Source organism: Desulfitobacterium elongatum (assembly GCF_055378975.1).
The window spans coordinates 4,447,827-4,465,664 of sequence record NZ_AP038772.1 but is presented as its reverse complement, the minus strand read 5'-3'; the positions used below and the strand labels follow the sequence as shown (position 1 = coordinate 4,465,664).

16 protein-coding genes are annotated in these 17,838 nt (G+C 42.3%); all 16 read left to right on the top strand.

The window, feature by feature from the left end; translation table 11 throughout:
* Positions 1 to 46 precede the first annotated feature (46 nt).
* The 16 genes from argB (at position 47) to ACZ42W_RS20905 (ending at position 17,811) form a co-directional block, all read left to right on the top strand.
* Positions 47 to 946, top strand: a complete 900-nt coding sequence (argB, locus tag ACZ42W_RS20980) for an acetylglutamate kinase (protein ID WP_464167202.1) — start codon at positions 47 to 49, stop codon at positions 944 to 946.
* 57 nt (positions 947 to 1,003) lie between these two features.
* Positions 1,004 to 2,203 carry an acetylornithine transaminase gene (locus ACZ42W_RS20975; RefSeq protein ID WP_464167201.1) on the top strand — a complete coding sequence of 400 codons (1,200 nt, stop codon included), beginning with the start codon at positions 1,004 to 1,006 and terminating at the stop codon, positions 2,201 to 2,203.
* A gap of 113 nt (positions 2,204 to 2,316) precedes the next feature.
* Positions 2,317 to 3,498 (top strand): glutamine-hydrolyzing carbamoyl-phosphate synthase small subunit, encoded by a 1,182-nt coding sequence (gene carA, locus ACZ42W_RS20970; protein ID WP_464167200.1) that lies wholly within the window; start codon positions 2,317 to 2,319, stop codon positions 3,496 to 3,498.
* Positions 3,488 to 6,685: a carbamoyl-phosphate synthase large subunit gene (gene carB / locus ACZ42W_RS20965; RefSeq protein ID WP_464167199.1), complete on the top strand. Its 3,198-nt coding sequence runs from the start codon at positions 3,488 to 3,490 to the stop codon at positions 6,683 to 6,685. The genes carA and carB overlap by 11 nt, the downstream gene beginning before the upstream one ends.
* Before the next feature lie 318 nt (positions 6,686 to 7,003).
* Positions 7,004 to 7,957 carry an LCP family protein gene (locus ACZ42W_RS20960; RefSeq protein WP_464167198.1) on the top strand — a complete coding sequence of 318 codons (954 nt, stop codon included), beginning with the start codon at positions 7,004 to 7,006 and terminating at the stop codon, positions 7,955 to 7,957.
* Between the two features lie 123 nt (positions 7,958 to 8,080).
* Positions 8,081 to 8,761, top strand: a complete 681-nt coding sequence (locus ACZ42W_RS20955; protein ID WP_464167197.1) for a YveK family protein — start codon at positions 8,081 to 8,083, stop codon at positions 8,759 to 8,761.
* A 15-nt stretch (positions 8,762 to 8,776) separates the two neighbouring features.
* Positions 8,777 to 9,487 (top strand): CpsD/CapB family tyrosine-protein kinase, encoded by a 711-nt coding sequence (locus ACZ42W_RS20950; RefSeq protein WP_464167196.1) that lies wholly within the window; start codon positions 8,777 to 8,779, stop codon positions 9,485 to 9,487.
* Positions 9,484 to 10,194 carry a tyrosine-protein phosphatase gene (locus ACZ42W_RS20945; RefSeq protein WP_464167195.1) on the top strand — a complete coding sequence of 237 codons (711 nt, stop codon included), beginning with the start codon at positions 9,484 to 9,486 and terminating at the stop codon, positions 10,192 to 10,194. The genes ACZ42W_RS20950 and ACZ42W_RS20945 overlap by 4 nt, the downstream gene beginning before the upstream one ends.
* 238 nt (positions 10,195 to 10,432) lie before the next feature.
* Complete coding sequence (locus tag ACZ42W_RS20940) at positions 10,433 to 11,584, top strand: DegT/DnrJ/EryC1/StrS family aminotransferase (RefSeq protein WP_464167194.1); 1,152 nt, start codon at positions 10,433 to 10,435, stop codon at positions 11,582 to 11,584.
* A 109-nt stretch (positions 11,585 to 11,693) separates the two neighbouring features.
* A complete protein-coding gene (locus tag ACZ42W_RS20935) occupies positions 11,694 to 12,323 on the top strand; it encodes a sugar transferase (RefSeq protein ID WP_464167193.1) in 630 nt (209 codons plus the stop codon).
* Between the two features lie 32 nt (positions 12,324 to 12,355).
* Positions 12,356 to 13,426 carry a lipid II:glycine glycyltransferase FemX gene (locus ACZ42W_RS20930; RefSeq protein WP_464167192.1) on the top strand — a complete coding sequence of 357 codons (1,071 nt, stop codon included), beginning with the start codon at positions 12,356 to 12,358 and terminating at the stop codon, positions 13,424 to 13,426.
* A 144-nt stretch (positions 13,427 to 13,570) separates the two neighbouring features.
* A complete protein-coding gene (locus tag ACZ42W_RS20925) occupies positions 13,571 to 14,782 on the top strand; it encodes a glycosyltransferase family 4 protein (protein ID WP_464167191.1) in 1,212 nt (403 codons plus the stop codon).
* Between the two features lie 29 nt (positions 14,783 to 14,811).
* Positions 14,812 to 15,231: an FAD synthase family protein gene (locus tag ACZ42W_RS20920; protein ID WP_464167190.1), complete on the top strand. Its 420-nt coding sequence runs from the start codon at positions 14,812 to 14,814 to the stop codon at positions 15,229 to 15,231.
* 60 nt (positions 15,232 to 15,291) lie between these two features.
* Positions 15,292 to 16,158, top strand: a complete 867-nt coding sequence (locus ACZ42W_RS20915) for a LicD family protein (protein ID WP_464167189.1) — start codon at positions 15,292 to 15,294, stop codon at positions 16,156 to 16,158.
* Positions 16,155 to 17,003, top strand: a complete 849-nt coding sequence (locus tag ACZ42W_RS20910; RefSeq protein ID WP_464167188.1) for a carbohydrate deacetylase — start codon at positions 16,155 to 16,157, stop codon at positions 17,001 to 17,003. The genes ACZ42W_RS20915 and ACZ42W_RS20910 overlap by 4 nt, the downstream gene beginning before the upstream one ends.
* Positions 17,004 to 17,016: 13 nt before the next feature.
* Positions 17,017 to 17,811, top strand: a complete 795-nt coding sequence (locus tag ACZ42W_RS20905; RefSeq protein ID WP_464167187.1) for a glycosyltransferase — start codon at positions 17,017 to 17,019, stop codon at positions 17,809 to 17,811.
* Positions 17,812 to 17,838: the final 27 nt, after the last annotated feature.

The following is a 17,838-nucleotide window of genomic DNA, read 5'->3' as shown; positions in this document are numbered from 1 at the left end:
ATTCACGAAGCATTAAAAATAAGCTTCGCAAATGGAGGTAGTGGAGATGACTCCGTTAGATCAAGGTCTGGACAAAGCAAGAGTCCTCATTGAGGCTTTACCCTATATACAGAAATTTGCCGGGAAAACTGTGGTGATCAAGTATGGTGGGCATGCCATGTTGGAGCAGGAACTTAAAGAAGATGTTATGTTGGATGTTCTACTACTTCATTCCGTGGGAATCCGCCCTGTGGTGATTCATGGCGGAGGACCCGAGATCAATGCCATGCTTAAGAAAGTGGGAAAAGAAAGCCAATTCATTCGGGGTTTAAGAGTCACAGATGCGGAAACGATGGAGATTGCCGCGATGGTTTTAGTCGGGAAGTTAAATACTGAAATTGTCTCTTCGCTAAACCGCTTTGGTGGGAAGGCAGTGGGGCTCACGGGGAAGGATGCTCAGCTCCTTCAGGCGGTAAAGAAGCCTATGCAGGTTCAGAATCCGCAAGGAGTACTCGAGGAAGTCGATTTGGGCTTCGTCGGGGAAATCGACCAAGTTAATCCAGGTATCGTAAGAACTTTACTCGAGCAGGGATATATCCCAGTGATCTCTCCCGTAGCAGGTGGGGAGGATGGAGAAACCTATAATGTGAATGCTGATACAGCAGCTGGAGAAGTCGCGAAGGCTCTAAAGGCCGATAAGTTTCTTCTATTGACGGATGTACCAGGGGTATTGAAGGATGTTCATGATCCCGATTCTCTAATTTCTGTGATTAAGCAAGAGGAGATAGCAGAGCTAACAGAAAGTGGAGTGATAAGCGGGGGCATGATTCCCAAAGTGGAATGTGCACAGGAAGCTCTACAAGGTGGGGTAGGAAGTGTACACATTCTTGATGGGCGAATCCCGCATGCGATTCTTCTCGAATTATTTACAGATGGTGGAATCGGAACGATGTTCGTACCTGAATAAAAATGAATGCAGAGCAATAATTAACAAGGATAATACTGGTCAAGGAGGAGAATTCAAATGAGCGAAATAACGAGTGAACTGATCAAGCGTGGTCAAGAGGTTGTCATGAATACCTACGGGCGCTTGCCGATGGCGATAGTCAAAGGAAATGGCTCCTGGGTTTGGGATGCTGAAGGTAATAAGTATTTAGATTTTGTCACGGGTTTAGCGGTTAACTCTTTAGGACACGGTCATCCGGCAGTAGTCGAGGCCATTCAGAAACAAGCAGAACAGATCATCCATACCTCAAATTTGTATTGGATTTCGAATCAGATTGCTTTAGCTGAGAGATTGGTAAAGCATTCCTTTGCCGATAAGGTTTTTTTCTGTAATAGTGGCGCCGAGGCCAATGAATCCGCAATAAAGCTTGCCAGGAAATATGCGAAAGCACATTATGGGGAGCATAAACATGAAATTATCTCCCTTACGAATTCCTTCCATGGACGGACCTTAGCGACTTTAACAGCGACTGGGCAGACCAAATACCAAGCTGGGTATGCTCCTTTGCCTGAAGGATTTTCCTATGTTCCTTTAAATGATTCGGAGCAACTGAAGGAAAAGTTCAGTAACAAGACAGCTGCTGTCCTTATCGAGCCGATACAAGGTGAGGGAGGAGTATTCCCTGCAGAACGCGAGTTTTTGCAGACCGCTAGAGAATTGTGTGATCAATATGGCGCCCTCCTCATCTTCGATGAAGTACAATGTGGAGTCGGGAGAACGGGGAAACTCTTTGCTTATGAATGGAGTGGGGTTACTCCAGATATTATGACCCTAGCAAAAGCCTTAGGAGGTGGTGTTCCGATTGGAGCAATGCTTGCCAAAGATGCAGTAGCCTCCACCTTCAAGCCTGGTGATCATGCTTCAACCTTCGGGGGAAATCCTTTAGCTACAGCAGCAGGCTGTGCGGCCCTCGATGTCATCTTAGATGAGGGTTTTCTACAGGATGCACAAGAACGTGCAGCGTATTTTAGAGATGAGCTCCAGAAGTTAGCCGACAAATACCAGACAGGAGAACCCGTTCGAGGACTAGGGTTTATCTTAGGTTGGCCTATTGAGAAATCCGGTCCGGAACTTGTCACGGCCTGCAGGGAAAGGGGATTACTGATTAACTTCGTTGGGGGAAAGGCCTTGAGATTTTTACCTCCTCTTAATGTGACCGTGGATGAAATCAAGGAAGCGATTCGCCTTCTAGACCAAGTATTCCAAGAAGTTTGGTAGAAAAGTGGAGCTCTTCTCTTTGAAGAAGTGGGAGTATTAGCATCGGATAAGCTTGAGAAGTACAGCGAGTAGATAATAGAAGATAGAAGAAGGTTCCCGAGGAGGAGATGAACATGCAGGCAGCGTTAGTGTTAGAGACAGGTCGAATATTCATAGGGGAATCTTTCGGAGCGAGCGGAGAAGCCTGGGGAGAGGTTGTATTCAATACTGGGATGACGGGGTATCAGGAGGTACTAACAGATCCCTCTTATGCAGGTCAAATGGTTTGCATGACTTATCCACTCATCGGAAATTATGGAATTAATGCCTGCGATCATCAATCAGAGAAAATACATGTTCAGGGTTTTATCGTGAAGGAAACGGCACGGAATCCGAGCCATTGGCAGTTGGAAAAGAATCTCTCCCGTACCTTGGCACAAGCGGGAGTCGTTGGGATAAAAGGGATTGATACTCGAGCCTTAACCCGGCTCATTCGTGAACATGGAGTGTTGCGCGGCGTAATAACAACAAATCTCGAGAGTCTGCAGACGCTTTTAAAAAAACTTAAGACTTGGAAGGTTCCACAGGATGTCGTGGCCCAAGTCAGCACAAAAAAACGGTATACCTTAGCGCCTATCCTGAAAGGGAATGCGCTGGGCGCTGGGCCGGAGGCCTCTTCGGATCCAAAAGAAACGATCGAGGAAGTGAAGAAAAAGAACCATGCTGCGAGGCGCTCGTATCACGTCGTTGTTATGGATTTTGGAATTAAGGGAAATATTCTTCAGGCGATGCGAGAGGAAGGGTATTCTCTTACGGTAGTCCCATACTCTACACCTGCAAAGGAAGTATTAGCCTTAGATCCCGATGGAGTATTCCTGTCGAATGGTCCTGGAGACCCCAAGGTGGTGACTTCAGGGATTGAAGCTATCCGCGAATTGGTAAATCATCTCCCCGTCTTTGGGATTTGCTTAGGGCATCAGCTTCTGACCTTGGCTCTCGGAGGAGATACCTACAAGCTCAAATATGGGCATCGGGGAGGAAACCAGCCCGTTCAGGATCTGCAAACCGAAAAAGTCACAATTACCTCGCAAAATCATGGCTATGCTGTAGCCGAAACGAGCTTAGAAAATACCCTCCTTCAGGTCACACACCTGAACCTCAATGACCGTACTATCGAAGGGGTAAGACACACTGAACTCCCTGTTTTCTCCGTTCAGTATCACCCAGAAGCTGGGCCGGGACCAAATGACTCTCTCTACCTCTTTAAAGAATTTACATCGTTGATGGCAGAAAGGAGGGCGAAGCATGCCACTTAATCCGGCTTGGAAAAAGGTATTAGTCATTGGATCAGGACCAATCGTTATAGGTCAAGCGGCAGAATTTGATTATGCCGGGACACAGGCATGTAAAGCCCTAAGGGAAGTCGGCATAGAAGTCGTGCTCGTCAATAGTAATCCGGCAACGATCATGACGGATGTGCAGATGGCTGATCGTATTTATCTCGAACCCCTTCTTCCCAAAAATGTGGAAGGAATCCTTGCTAAGGAAATGCCAGATGCCTTGCTACCGACTTTGGGCGGGCAGACCGGGCTTAATCTGGCGATGGAGCTTCAAAAGCAAGGGATTCTCGAACGTTATGGCGTGGCACTCATTGGGTGTAATGCTGAGACCATTTATAAGGCAGAGGATCGCGAAGCCTTCAAGGATACCATGCTAGAGATCGGGGAGCCGGTGGCAGAAAGTGCGATTGTCACCACGTTGGAAGAAGGGGTGGAATTCGCCACCAGTTGTGGATACCCAGTAATTATCCGTCCGGCCTACACTTTGGGAGGAACGGGTGGAGGGTTTGCGAAAAACGAGAAGCAGCTTCAGGAAGTCCTCCATCGGGGATTGCAAGCGAGCCCTATTCATCAGTGCTTACTAGAGCAAAGTGTGGCAGGTTGGAAGGAAATCGAATATGAAGTGATGCGGGATTCCGCGGATAACTGTATCACAGTTTGTAATATGGAGAATATCGACCCAGTAGGGGTGCATACCGGAGATAGCATCGTCGTAGCTCCTTCCCAGACACTAACCGATGTTGAGTATCAGATGCTCAGGGCTTCCTCTCTTAAGATTATTCGAGCCCTTGGAGTCAATGGTGGCTGTAATGTTCAGTATGCCTTAAACCCCACGAGTCGAGAATATGTCGTAATCGAGGTGAATCCTCGGGTGAGTCGATCGAGTGCCTTAGCCTCCAAAGCAACAGGTTACCCGATTGCTAAAATGGCTGCTTTGTTGGCCGTCGGATTTACTCTACCTGAGCTAAGAAATCCAGTCACTGGACACACGAGCGCCTGCTTCGAACCCGCCCTTGATTATGTCGTCGTCAAATTTCCGCGTTGGCCCTTTGATAAGTTTCCAGCAGCCGATAATCGGCTCGGAACCCAGATGAAGGCGACTGGAGAAGTCATGGCCTTAGAGAGAACCCTGGAAGGGGCTTTGCTTAAAGCGATTCGTTCCTTAGAAATCGGAGCGATTGGATTGCGTATCTCGGAGGCGGGTCGCTGGACGGAGATTGAGATCGAAGACAAGTTAGCACAAGCAGATCACGAACGTTTCTTTGCGATTGCCGAAGCCTTCCGGCGAGATTGGACGATTCTAGAGGTTCAGATGCTGACGAAAATCGATCCCTTTTATCTTCATAAGATAAAGGATCTTGTTGCCTTAGAACGACGTTTAGGGAGTGAGCCTCTCACCCCAGAACTTTTGCGTTTAGCGAAGATCCAAGGCTTTTCTGACCCGGCGATTGCTCGTTTAACACGTCGATCCGAGGAGGCTATCCGTCAGGAGCGTTATCGTGAAGGGATCATTCCAGTATATAAAACCGTAGATACCTGCGCTGCCGAATTTTCTTCTTCCACCCCATATTACTATTCAACGTATGAAGAAGAGGACGAAGTTGCAGTAAATTCTGGACCGAAAGTGGTTGTCTTAGGATCTGGCCCGATTCGGATTGGTCAAGGGATTGAGTTTGACTATTGTTCCGTTCATGCCCTGTGGGCACTACAAGAGGCGGGCGTAGAGTCGATCATGATAAACAACAACCCGGAAACTGTATCCACAGACTTCGATACAGGGGATAAGCTCTACTTTGAACCCTTAACCTTAGAAGATGTGCTTCATGTCGTAGAAAAGGAAAAAGCGGATGGCGTCCTTGTCCAATTCGGGGGACAGACGGCGATTAACTTGGCTGGTCCACTAAATAAGGCTGGAGTACAGATTTTTGGAAGTCCAGTTGACTCGATCGACATGGCTGAAGACCGAGAACGTTTTGCTCAGCTCTTACTTCAACTCGGAATTCCTCAGTCTGAGGGGCGCGCAGCAACCACAGTGAGTCAAGCCAAAAAAATCGCAGAGGACCTCGGTTTCCCAGTGCTTGTTCGTCCCTCCTATGTCATTGGCGGACGGGCGATGCAAGTGGTTGAGAATCTCAAAGACCTTGAGGAGTATTTGACACGGGCGATTTCTTTATCGCCAGAGCATCCAATTCTTGTCGATAAATATCTCGAAGGAAAAGAAGTCGAGGTTGACGCGATAGCTGATGGGGAAATCACAGTAATTCCTGGCATCATGGAGCATATCGAGCGAGCGGGGGTCCATTCAGGGGATAGCCTAGCCGTTTATCCTCCCCAGAGTCTCACCCCTTCTGAAATCCAGCAGATTCAAGACTATACTTGCCGGATTGCACAGGGGATGGGAGTTCGTGGACTACTCAATATCCAGTTTGTCGTGGTGAGTGGTAAGGTTTATGTGATTGAGGTGAACCCTCGGGCAAGTCGAACCATTCCGATCATCTCTAAAGTGACAGGGATTCCGATGGTAAGCCTTGCTGTACAAGTATCCCTTGGAAAGAAGCTTACAGACTTAGGATATGCAAATGGTCTTGCTCCTGAAGTCCCATTCGTCGTCGTCAAAGCTCCGGTCTTCTCTTTCGAAAAACTGACTCAAGTCGAAACGTCCCTAGGACCAGAAATGAAGTCGACGGGAGAAGTTCTAGGAATGGATGTAAGCTTTGGGCATGCTTTGGCGAAGGCGTTTGCCGCCTCTCAGGTACCCCTTCCGGAGTCCGGAGATATCTTAGTCTCAGTCGCTGAGAAGGATCGTCCCGAAGCGATTGCTATGACCCGTGAACTTTCTCGCTTAGGCTTTGGGGTGAAGGCCACGGGAAATTCTGCGAAGGCCTTAGCGCTTTGCGGCGTGGAAGTCGAAGAAATCGGGGAAGGAAGCGATAAGCTCAAAGAAGCCATTCGTCAGCAAGAATTTTCCTTCATTTTAAGCACTCCAATCAAAGGTGGGGTAGAGGAAAGGACGGGATATTTTCTCCGTCGCTTAGCTGTGGAGCATCGAGTCCCTTGTCTGACCTCTATGGATACAGCGAAAGCCGTTGTTCGGGCACTTAAGGAGATTAGAGGAAATACAAGTCCTCAGGTGCTTTCTTTACAGGAGTATTTGGCGATGTAGAGCGGACAAATAGGATAGGACTTCAAGTACAAAAACGAGGGGGCATATCGAAACCAAAATTACGATAGCCCCCTTTGCGAAGTTATCCTTAATTTATTATTCCGTTTTCTCAGGATTAAATATCTGATTCATATTTCCATAATGAAAAAGCGAGGTAATTAAAGACAAAGAGTCTTTCTTGATTAAGGAGGACTCTTTTTGCGTTTGAAAATCGGGATAAATTAGATGACTATGAGTTATGATTTGGAAAAAAATCACATAGATTACAGCATGAATCAATACTCCGGGCTATTTATATTGAAGTGGAGTGAAATATTATTGAAGTTAAAGAAACGTTGGGTGGGAGTTATTTCAGGTTTGTTAATAATTGGGGTAATAGTTGTTGGATATTATTGGAAATGGCAAGCCCTTCATCAAGCAAGGATTATATACCAACCGGCAGTCTTGTCTTCAGAGAATGAAGAAAAAGAAGAAGAGGAATTGCCTATCCCAGAGAAAAAGGGGAGGTTGAATATCCTTGTTCTAGGTATTGACAACGAAGGAGATGAACCAGGTAGATCGGATACTTTAATCTTAGTTTCAGCCAATATGGACACCCATCAGGTTTCAATGATTTCTATCCCTCGGGATACTCGTGTTAGCCTTACAGGAGTGGGATTAACCAAAATTACACATGCCAATGCCGTTGGTGAGATAAAAGGTAGTGTTTATGAAGGTTCGCTGGAAAGCGTGAAAGCGGTTAGTGATTTGTTAGGGGTAAGCATTAATTATTATGTAAAAGTCAATTTTAGGGGTTTTCAGAAAGTGGTCGATGCTTTAGGGGGAGTTGATGTTAGCCTTCCAAATGTTGTGAACGACAATTTATCGAACCTTCATTTATCAGCTGGGGAGCATCATCTTTCTGGGGAGGAGGCCCTTAAGTTAGCACAAGCACGCTATGATTTACCGAATGGAGATTTTGACCGTCAGCAGAATCAGTTTTACATCCTTCAGGGTTTAGCTAATCAATTACTTAATCCTTCAAATATCTCTGAATTACCTAAGATATTGAAGGTTATTCGCCGGGACTTACTTGATACCAATATAGCGATTTCCGAAATGGTTATCATTGGGCTTGAATTCAAAGGGATAGATGAAGAAGAAATCAAATATTTTCAGTTACCAGGAGAAGGGATCTCAGCGCATGATCCTTTAGTGGGAGCCAATGTATACTACTATGAACCAAATAAGGAAGGCATTAAGAAGGTTGTAGAAGAAGCCTTGACTAGATGATTTTTTATTTTTATCTGGGATAAGGAATATTTGTCCCAGATAAAAATATTGTTTAGAGGAACCTGTTTCAACTGTCTAGTTTAAAGATAGGGTTAGCTAGTATTAGGGCTAGGGGAGGCTGACATGGAAGAGGGAATAGACATACGAGAGTATTGGGAGATACTGAGAAAACGCTGGAGGATTGTTGTGGCATTGCCACTCATCGCCGCTTTTATTAGTGGACTAATTAGCTTTTTTATCTTAAAACCAGTTTACCAAGCTTCTTCTACGCTGATTGTCGGGAAAAAAGCTCCGGATTTATCCCAAACAGCAGGGCAAATGCTTGATTATAACGTGCTTTTGGCAAATCAGCAACTTGCAAAAACTTATGGAATGATCGCTCAAAGTCGTACTGTGGAGCAAAATACACTTTCAAACTTAAATTTGTCCTTGAAGGTTGAAGAGCTCGATAAAATGATTTCTGTTAAGCCCGTACCAAATACTGAAATATTGGAAATCCAAGTTATTAATACAAACCCTGAGCTGGCTACATCAATTACTAATACGATGGTTCAAGAGTTTTCTAAAGCGGTTATCGAAATAAAAAAAGTGGACAGTGTCAGTATCGTGGATAAAGCGGTAATCCCAGAAAAGCCTGTTTCACCTCGTAAGGTAATTAATGTGTTAATTGCTTTTATTATAGGTTTAATGGCCTCGATTGGACTCGTTCTCTTGCTCGAATCTATGGATAACACTGTAAAAAGTTCTGAGGATGTAGAGAAGTTATTGGGAATCTCGGTACTGGGGAGTATTCCACAAGGTTAAGAGGGGAGGATTGCTATGTCAAATATATTAATGACCTTAGAACCTACAAAATCCCCTATTTATGAGGCTTATCGAACGCTCAGAACTAATATACAGTTTGTGAGTGTGGATTCAGGAATCAAAAAAATTATGATAACAAGCTCATGTCCTGAGGAAGGAAAGTCTTTCACAGTTGCCAATCTAGCAGTTTGCATGGCCCAGTCAGGGAAGTCAGTCCTTGTGGTGGATGCTGATTTGCGCAAGCCTACTCAGCATAAATTCTTTGGAGTAGAGAATGGAGAAGGGCTATCGGTGGCTTTAACTGAGGTACAAGTCCAAAATCAAGATTACAAAAGCTATATTAGAGAAACGGATGTTCCAGATGTTAGGGTTATTACGGCAGGTCCCATCCCCCCTAATCCTGCGGAACTCCTCGGCTCCAAATTGATGAAGCATATAATTGAGGTACTTAGTGAACAAGTAGATGTGCTAATCTTTGATACCCCTCCGATTCTATCAGTTACAGATGCTGCGATTCTTGCCCAAGAAGTTGATGGGGTCATCTTGGTTCTTGCGTCGGGCAAAGTGAATAAAGATTATGCAAAACGAGCGAAGGAATTACTTGATCGAGTAGGCGCTAAGATTCTCGGAGCAGTTCTTAATAAAGTGGAGATAAGTGCTAAGGAATATTATTACAACTATTATGAAGGCTCGGACAAATCGAGGAAGAGACACCCTCACCCATGATGGATATTCATAGCCACATTCTTCCGGGAATAGATGATGGTGCAAACAGCATGGAAGAAACCTTAATGATAGTGCGTCAGTTGCAGGAAGCCGGATTCAAGACCATCATCGCGACCCCGCACGTTATGGAAGGAAACGCTTATATGAGCCCCGAAGAAATCATAGCTGCGACAAAACAGGTAGGAGAGCGCATTTATGAGGCTGGAATTCCTGTCGAGATTCTACCCGGCGCAGAAAACTATATATTCCCGGATATGGCTAAGTGGGCATATGAGGGTAAGCTTCTAACCTTGGGAAACACGAGGAAGTATTTACTCGTTGAGCTTCCGCAGCTAGAAATACCACTCTATACAGACCAAGTTTTTTTTGAGCTTCAAGTGAAGGGAATAACCCCAGTACTTGCCCACCCAGAACGTTATAGAGTTTTTGGAAATCAACCGGAGCGTCTACTCGATTGGGCAAAGAAGGGGATCCTCTTTCAACTGGATTTAAAAAGTCTGAGTGAGAGATATGGTCCGCAGCCCTTGCGGTTGGCTAAGCTTTTACTTCGCGATAATTTGATTCACTTTATTGGATCAGATGCTCACCATTTACCTCGAAGCGTATCGACGTATACGGATGCGCTCCATAGTGTTAAGGAAATCGTCGGGGAAAAGATGTTTCGTGAAGTCATGGTGATAAATCCTCAAAGGATAAAAGTGTATTAACCTCAGGGTCGGGTTAATACACTTTTTTATTACGATAATTGAGAAAAAGTATAACTAGTGAAAAGAGAAATAGTAATAATTCGGCTTTGTCTTGAATCATATATATAAGAGGATGTCCGAGGAGCTTAGCCTACGCATCAAAATTTAATATCTATTTATGGAAATCAAGAAGGACTTACATACTTCAAACCTGATACTAATATTTCTAACTGATATCGAGAGGGAAGAGGGTTTTTGGATGATTCCTTTATCAAGGCCGGATATAACCCAAAAAGAGAAACAAGCTGTTTTAGAGGTTCTCGATTCGGATTTTTTGGCACTAGGGCCGAAATTAAAAGAGTTCGAAGAAAAAATTGCGGCTTATGCTGGAACAAAATTCGCTGTGGCCTGTAATAGCGGGACTAGTGCCCTACATATGCTTGTTAAGGCGCTAGGAATCAAAGAGGGTGATGAAGTTATTACGACCCCCTTTAGTTTTATTTCTTCAAGTAATTGTATGCTCTATGAACGCGCTAGGCCCGTGTTTGTAGATATTGATGAACACACCTATAACATGGACACTTCACAAATTGAGGCGAAAATTACAAATCGGACGAAAGCAATCTTACCTGTTCATGTTTTCGGTCAACCAGCGAATATGGATGAGATAAAGCAAATAGCCCTTAAACATAATTTAGCGATTATTGAAGATTCTTGTGAAGCAATTGGATCAGAATGGAAAGGTAATAAGGCCGGACATATGTCTGATGCTGGGGTTTTTGCATTTTATCCTAATAAGCAAATGACAACCGGTGAAGGCGGAATTGTCGTTACGAACAATGAAATGATTTCAAAATTATGTTATAGCATTCGAAACCAAGGACGCGGCATAGAGAGTCAATGGCTTAATCACGTTCGTTTGGGCTACAACTATCGGATGAGTGATATCAGTGCTGCACTGGGAATAACTCAGCTTGAACGCATTGAAGAAATTATTGCACGACGGCAGGAAGTAGCGGACATGTACTTGGATAGGTTAAAAGATGTAGAAGGAATAATTCTTCCGACCATTGATGAAAGAGTAAAAATGAGCTGGTTTGTGTTCGTTATACGATTCGAACCATGGATTAGCAGAGATATGGTTTTGGAAATTCTAATGGAACGGGGAGTTGCTTGTCGACCTTATTTCACTGCTATCCATATGCAGCCCTTTTATAAGGAGATGTTCGGATATAAGGAAGGAGATTTCCCGGTGACTGAACGAGTTGCAAGCGGCACTTTAGCTATTCCCTTCTTCAATAAGATTACGGAAGAACAAATTGAGACTGTCGTGGATGAGGTTAAATGGGCAGTTCGGTATGCTACAATAGCTAATCCTGAAAACGGCTTAAAATATTGTGGAAAGATATGAATTAAGGGAGATTCTCTAGGCTTGCATTAAGTAAAAGGGGTAGCGTCACATAATACCTTACCTTAAGATGAAGAGAGTTTAGTGTGTCAGATAGATGGTGAAAAAATAAATGTATGGAAGATTTTTTAAGAGACCATTGGATTTTATCTTGTCACTTTTTGCATTAATAGTTCTCAGCCCAGTGTTTCTCATCACAGCAATACTCGTCAAAGTGAAACTTGGTAGCCCCATAATATTTACGCAGAAACGTCCCGGTAAGAATGAGAAACTATTTACCCTTTGCAAGTTTAGGACAATGACCGAATCTAGGGGCGAGAATGGGGAGCTGCTTCCTGACGAAGTGAGACTTACTAAGTTTGGTCGCATGCTAAGATCTACTAGCTTAGATGAATTACCGGAACTTTTTAATATCCTCAAAGGTGACATGAGTATCGTAGGTCCCAGACCATTATTAGTGGAGTACCTGCTTTACTATACAGAAGAAGAAAGGCACAGACATGATGTACGACCGGGACTTACTGGATTAGCGCAGGTCAGTGGTAGGAATTTTTTAAAGTGGGACGCTAGGTTAGCTATGGATGTTGAGTATGTAAATAACATCACTTGCTTAAATGATATACATATCATGCTGGAGACTGTATTAAAGGTAGTAAAAAGACTGGATATTTCCGCTAATACTGATGACGTTGAGGGGAATTTAGGAGAAATTAGAAGTGCAAAAATCCGAAACTTGCAATGAAAAGACTTAAAAGGAGATGGGGAAGGAATTTAATGTTGTCAATAATTTCAACTGATGAAGTAGAAAAATGGGATGCTATAGTACATAGCTTTAAAGACTACGATGCTTATTATCTTTGCGGTTATTCGAAAGCGTTCCAACTGCATGGGGATGGTGAACCGTACTTGTTCTACTACGATGATGGCCAGCTTAGAGCTATGAATGTCGTAATGAAAAGGGACGTAGGACAGGATGATAGATTTAGAGGCAAACTGCAGAAACAGTCATATTTTGACATATCAACACCGTATGGTTACGGCGGGTTTCTACTGGCAGGTGAAATCGCAGAAGAGAACTTGAGAAAATTAGATAATCAGTACAGCACATTCTGTAAGAAGATTGGTATCATAAGTGAGTTTGTCAGGTTTCATCCAGTGTTACGAAATAGTGAAGTATTGGGAAGTATTTACGATATTTCTGACCTGAACAAAACCATCTCAATAAATTTAGATTCAAGAGAACAAATATGGAGTGGATTAACTAGTTTTAATCGAAATAGAGTAAGGAAAGCTCAGAAGAATGGAGTAAAGATCTACTGGGGTCGCAACACAGAGCTATATAAGGAGTTCATCGAAATGTATAACGCTACAATGGATAAGGATTATGCGAAAGACTACTACTATTTCGGAGAAGACTTTTATAACAGTATCCTAGATGATCTTAAATATAACGCAATTATAGTTTACGCAGTGTGCCAAGGCAAAAAAATTGCAATGTCCATCATACTGTTTGCCAATAAGCAGATGCATTACCATTTATCGGCCTCTGATAGAGAATATCTGAACTTAGCACCTACTAATCTGCTTTTATTTGAGGCTTCATGTTGGGGTAGTGAAAATGGGTATAAGACCTTTCATCTAGGTGGAGGAGTAGGAAGCAGCAAGGATAGTCTATACAAATTCAAAAGTACTTTTAATAGGAATTCGGATTACACTTTCGCGATAGGTAGAAAGATTTTTGATGAAGAGAAGTATGAAGAGCTAGTTAAAATGAGGAAAGTTGATAGCGGGACTGATTTATCAAGTGAATTCTTTCCGAAATATAGAGCCATATTTGCTGAATAGAGCATATGGATATGTAACTATCGGTGTAGGTGAATTGAAAAATCACTGCAGTAGCCAAAGCCCTAGGAGTGTGGGAAATAGGTGGGGCTGGGAATTTCGTTGGGGTACCGGTGAGAAAGAAATAATTGAACATAGGAGAGTCAAATGGGAAGAAACGTGCTTATAATTGCTCACTTTTGTAGTGATTTTGATGGTAATGGGAATAATCGCTTTAATTACCTTGCGGGCCTGCTTTCTGAAAATCAATTTGATGTAGAATTGGTAACGTCAGATTTTTCCCATAACAAAAAGATGAAAAGAAGTAAGATAGGAGAGCAATTAAAATATAAAGTTACTCTCATTTCAGAACCAGTCTATCAGAAAAATATCTCAATCAATCGTATATTCAGCCATTACATAATGGGGAGAAACTTAAACAAATATCTTAAAGGTAGGAAGATACCAGATGTTATTTATTGCGCAGTGCCATCACTCGATGTAGCAGGTATAGCTTCTAGATATGCCCAAAAAAATAATATTCGGTTCATTATAGATATTCAAGACTTATGGCCTGAAGCCTTTAAGTTGGTGCTCCATATGCCTGTTATTAGTGATTTCTTGTTCTATCCGATGCGAAGGCAAGCAGACTTCATTTATGCCGCAGCTGATGAAATCATCGCAGTTTCCAAATCATATGCAGATAGAGCTTTAAAGGTCAACAAGAAATGTAAAAAGGCTCACAGCATTTTCTTGGGCACGGAGTTAGCCTCTTTTGATAAATCGGCAGAGGAGAACAAAGAGATTGATAAGCCCAAGTATGAAATATGGCTTGCATATATAGGTACTTTGGGTCACAGCTATGATTTGACATGCGTGATTGATGCTTTGAAAATACTTCAGGATAAAGGGATTAAAAACATTAAGTTTGTTGTGATGGGTGATGGGCCATTAAAATCAAAGTTTGAAGAACATGCAATAAAGCAAGGAATTTATGCAGAGTTCATGGGAAGGTTGGATTATGAAAAGATGGTAGGAATACTGACAGCATGCGATATAGCTGTAAATCCCATCACCAAGGGAGCAGCACAGAGCATTATCAATAAGCATGCCGATTATGTCGCAGCTGGTCTCTCTATAATAAATACTCAAGAATGCCCGGAGTATAGGGAGCTGATTTCAGATTATAACGCTGGCTTGAATTGCGAAAACAACAATCCTACAGACCTGGCTGAGAAGTTATTGGTGTTATGTAGAGATGAATTATTAAGAAAAACCATGGGTCAAAACAGTCGAAGATTGGCGGAGGATATGTTCGATAGGAAGCAAACGTATCAGAAGATAGCTAGTATAATAAATAATTCTCTGTTGTTTAATTAATATTATTTTAGTGAAAGGATGATGTAATCATGGACAAAAAGTACAAAGTCGGTTATACGACAGGAGTATTTGATTTGTTTCACGTTGGACATCTCAATATTTTAAGGCAAGCAAAGGAGTGTTGTGAGTATCTAATCGTCGGTGTCAGCACAGATGATTGTGTGAAAGAATTCAAACATAAAACGCCAGTCATACCGTTTGAAGAGCGCATAGCAATAGTAGAAGAAATTAGATATGTAGATAAAGTGGTTCCGCAGGTCACTATGAACAAAATGGATGCATGGAAACAGCTGAAGTTTGACGCCATCTTCCACGGAGATGATTGGAAGGGCTCATCGCTTTACCTAAACTATGAAAAAGAGTTTGCTGAAGTAGGAGTCCCCATAGTATTTCTTCCTTACACCAAAGGAACGTCATCTACTGAGGTGGTGAAGAAGTTAGCGGAGTAAAATAAATGATTGACCCGTTCAATTTATTGATCTTGCAAAGTATCGGTTGGAGGGTAGGTTATGTCAAAACAATTGATGCGTTCTGGCTTGCCAAACGAATACGGCTTGATGCCGCTACAAAATAAAATACTGGAAATAATGGTCGACGTCGATGAACTGTGCAGAAAAAATGACATTGCTTACTTTATTATGGGGGGAACTGCTCTCGGAGCTAAACGTCATGGGGGTTTTATTCCATGGGATGACGATTTAGATATTTATATGACACCGCACAATTACAAGCGGTTCTTAATGTGTTTCGGGCAACTAGAAGAGGATAAATATGTAATACAGGAACATGGTAAAGTTGATTATATGGTACAAATTTCCAAAGTAAGAATGGGCGGTACAACTTATATCGAACCACTATATCGTAACAAAGTAATGCATCATGGTATTTTTATTGATATTTTCATGCTGCATAATTGCCCAAATAACATCCTGCAACAGTACGCGCAGTATTTTTGGTCTAAATACATTGATGTGTTAAGTTTGGCGCACAGAGGATATTCGCGGCGTAAGGGAGTGGCAGGGCTATTAATTAAGTTTTTCAAAATACTACCGGATAATTTTTTGAGAAAATCTGCAATGCACATGGTGTACAAATATGATGATAAACAGACTGGTTACTATTGTAATTTCTTCGGAAAAGCACGTTTCAAATCGGGTAAATACAAAAGAGAAATTTTCGGGACCCCTACTTATGTCGATTTCGAGACAGTAAAACTTATGGCACCAGAGCACTTACACGAGTTTTTAAAACAACGCTTCGGGGATTATATTAAAGTGCCCTCACCAGAACGCATTAAGTGGGAACAACATGCGGAAGTTTGGGACGTCAATAGAGACTTCCAGGAGTATGTGAAAGGCGGCCAGACGACGGTATGAAGAAGATAATAATCACTGCAGATGATTATGGAATGTGTCAAGCTGTGGACACAGCGATAGACGAATGCATAGTGGCTAACCTCGTCACCACCACAAATGTTTTGGTTAATATGGAAACCATGAATAATGCGAAGTCGCTGAGAGCTAGGTTCTCTCATATTTCCATAGGTATCCATTGGAATCTAACTACTGGAAAACCGTTGTTGGGAGCATGCGAAATCCCATCACTTATTGACCAAAATGGAAACTTCTTTCCTGCAAGAGAGTTTAAAAGGCGAATCAAAAATGGAAAAATTAATAGGACTCATTTAATAGCAGAGCTACGAGCTCAATACAAAGCGTTTTATGATTTGTGTGGTAAACCTGACTACTGGAATACACACGAGAATTTGGCACTATGTCCAAAAGCTTTTGATGTATTTAACGGGTTGGCAAAGGAATACGGAATCCCTGCTACAAGGAACTTCCAACGAGTTTACATTGACATTAAGTCGGTTCCACCAAAGAGAAGAATGAAAGAATTTCTTCATAGAATGGCTGTAGACATTTGGTTTGGAATGCTTGTAAAGAAAAAGTACGTTATGCCTGATGGAAGACTATTTCCATTCAAGATAGCTAGTAAACACGAAACGAATAAGCTGATTAGTGCTTTGAAATCAAGCAGATGCAAATCAATTGAGATAATCGTTCATCCCGCCATAACAACAGACCACAAATTCTTCGGAAATCTTTCGAAAGACAGGTTGAATGAGTACGCTTTCTTCTCAAACAATGAACTATGTAAAGTATTTGAAGAGAACGGACTTATCCTAACCAATTTTGCTGGCATAGCAACTAAGGAATGATTGGAATGAGAAGATGAGAACAATTGAAGTCTTAATTGCTGCGATGAATCAAATCGATGATAGTTTATTTGATAAATTGAGGTTGCAATCAGACGCTGTCATAGCAAATCAAACAGACAGTTATTGGTATAAAGAATATGTTAAAGATGGAAATAAGATAAAAATCATTTCTACAGCCGACCGAGGTGTAGGAAAGAACCGAAATATAGCGTTGCTGAATGCTTCTGCCGAGATATGTATTTTAGGCGATGATGATCTGCTGTACGCGGATGATTACCCCCAGATGGTAAATAAGGCATTTGATGAACTTCCGGATGCTGACATTATAGTTTTTCACGTCGTAAACCTGAAATATCCGAGCAAGAGAATAATAACAAGGGTTAAGCGAGTTAAATACTTCAATTTTGCACGATATGGCGCATGTCGTGTAGCATTTAAACGCGAGAGTATCCTTAAGGCAAACATTTGGTTTTCGCTGCTATATGGTGGAGGAGCTAAGTACTCATCAGGTGAGGATACCCTTTTCCTTGGTGAAGCATATAGAAAAGGTTTGAAAATATATACATACCCATGGAAGATTGCAGACGCACTTCAAGAGGCATCTACATGGTTTAACGGGTATAATGAAAAGTTCTTTATTGATAAAGGAGTTCTTCTTGCAAATTTATTTCCTCGGATGAAGTATATTGTCGGCTTGAAAATGGCGATTCAATTCAAGAAGAGAAGCAATTACTCATATTTGACAGCAATTAAGTATGTGTTTAAGGGAATAAATGAATTCAATCAAACTGATAGGGCATTATTCTAGATGAAATGAGGGTATAAGGACGAAAAA

Coding starts and splice junctions, on each gene's coding strand:
- argB (WP_464167202.1), top strand. CDS start 47: ATGACTCCGTTAGATCAAGGTCTGGACAAAGCAAGAGTCCTCATTGAG.
- ACZ42W_RS20975 (WP_464167201.1), top strand. CDS start 1,004: ATGAGCGAAATAACGAGTGAACTGATCAAGCGTGGTCAAGAGGTTGTC.
- carA (WP_464167200.1), top strand. CDS start 2,317: ATGCAGGCAGCGTTAGTGTTAGAGACAGGTCGAATATTCATAGGGGAA.
- carB (WP_464167199.1), top strand. CDS start 3,488: ATGCCACTTAATCCGGCTTGGAAAAAGGTATTAGTCATTGGATCAGGA.
- ACZ42W_RS20955 (WP_464167197.1), top strand. CDS start 8,081: ATGGAAGAGGGAATAGACATACGAGAGTATTGGGAGATACTGAGAAAA.
- ACZ42W_RS20950 (WP_464167196.1), top strand. CDS start 8,777: ATGTCAAATATATTAATGACCTTAGAACCTACAAAATCCCCTATTTAT.
- ACZ42W_RS20945 (WP_464167195.1), top strand. CDS start 9,484: ATGATGGATATTCATAGCCACATTCTTCCGGGAATAGATGATGGTGCA.
- ACZ42W_RS20940 (WP_464167194.1), top strand. CDS start 10,433: ATGATTCCTTTATCAAGGCCGGATATAACCCAAAAAGAGAAACAAGCT.
- ACZ42W_RS20935 (WP_464167193.1), top strand. CDS start 11,694: ATGTATGGAAGATTTTTTAAGAGACCATTGGATTTTATCTTGTCACTT.
- ACZ42W_RS20930 (WP_464167192.1), top strand. CDS start 12,356: ATGTTGTCAATAATTTCAACTGATGAAGTAGAAAAATGGGATGCTATA.
- ACZ42W_RS20925 (WP_464167191.1), top strand. CDS start 13,571: ATGGGAAGAAACGTGCTTATAATTGCTCACTTTTGTAGTGATTTTGAT.
- ACZ42W_RS20920 (WP_464167190.1), top strand. CDS start 14,812: ATGGACAAAAAGTACAAAGTCGGTTATACGACAGGAGTATTTGATTTG.
- ACZ42W_RS20915 (WP_464167189.1), top strand. CDS start 15,292: ATGTCAAAACAATTGATGCGTTCTGGCTTGCCAAACGAATACGGCTTG.
- ACZ42W_RS20910 (WP_464167188.1), top strand. CDS start 16,155: ATGAAGAAGATAATAATCACTGCAGATGATTATGGAATGTGTCAAGCT.
- ACZ42W_RS20905 (WP_464167187.1), top strand. CDS start 17,017: ATGAGAACAATTGAAGTCTTAATTGCTGCGATGAATCAAATCGATGAT.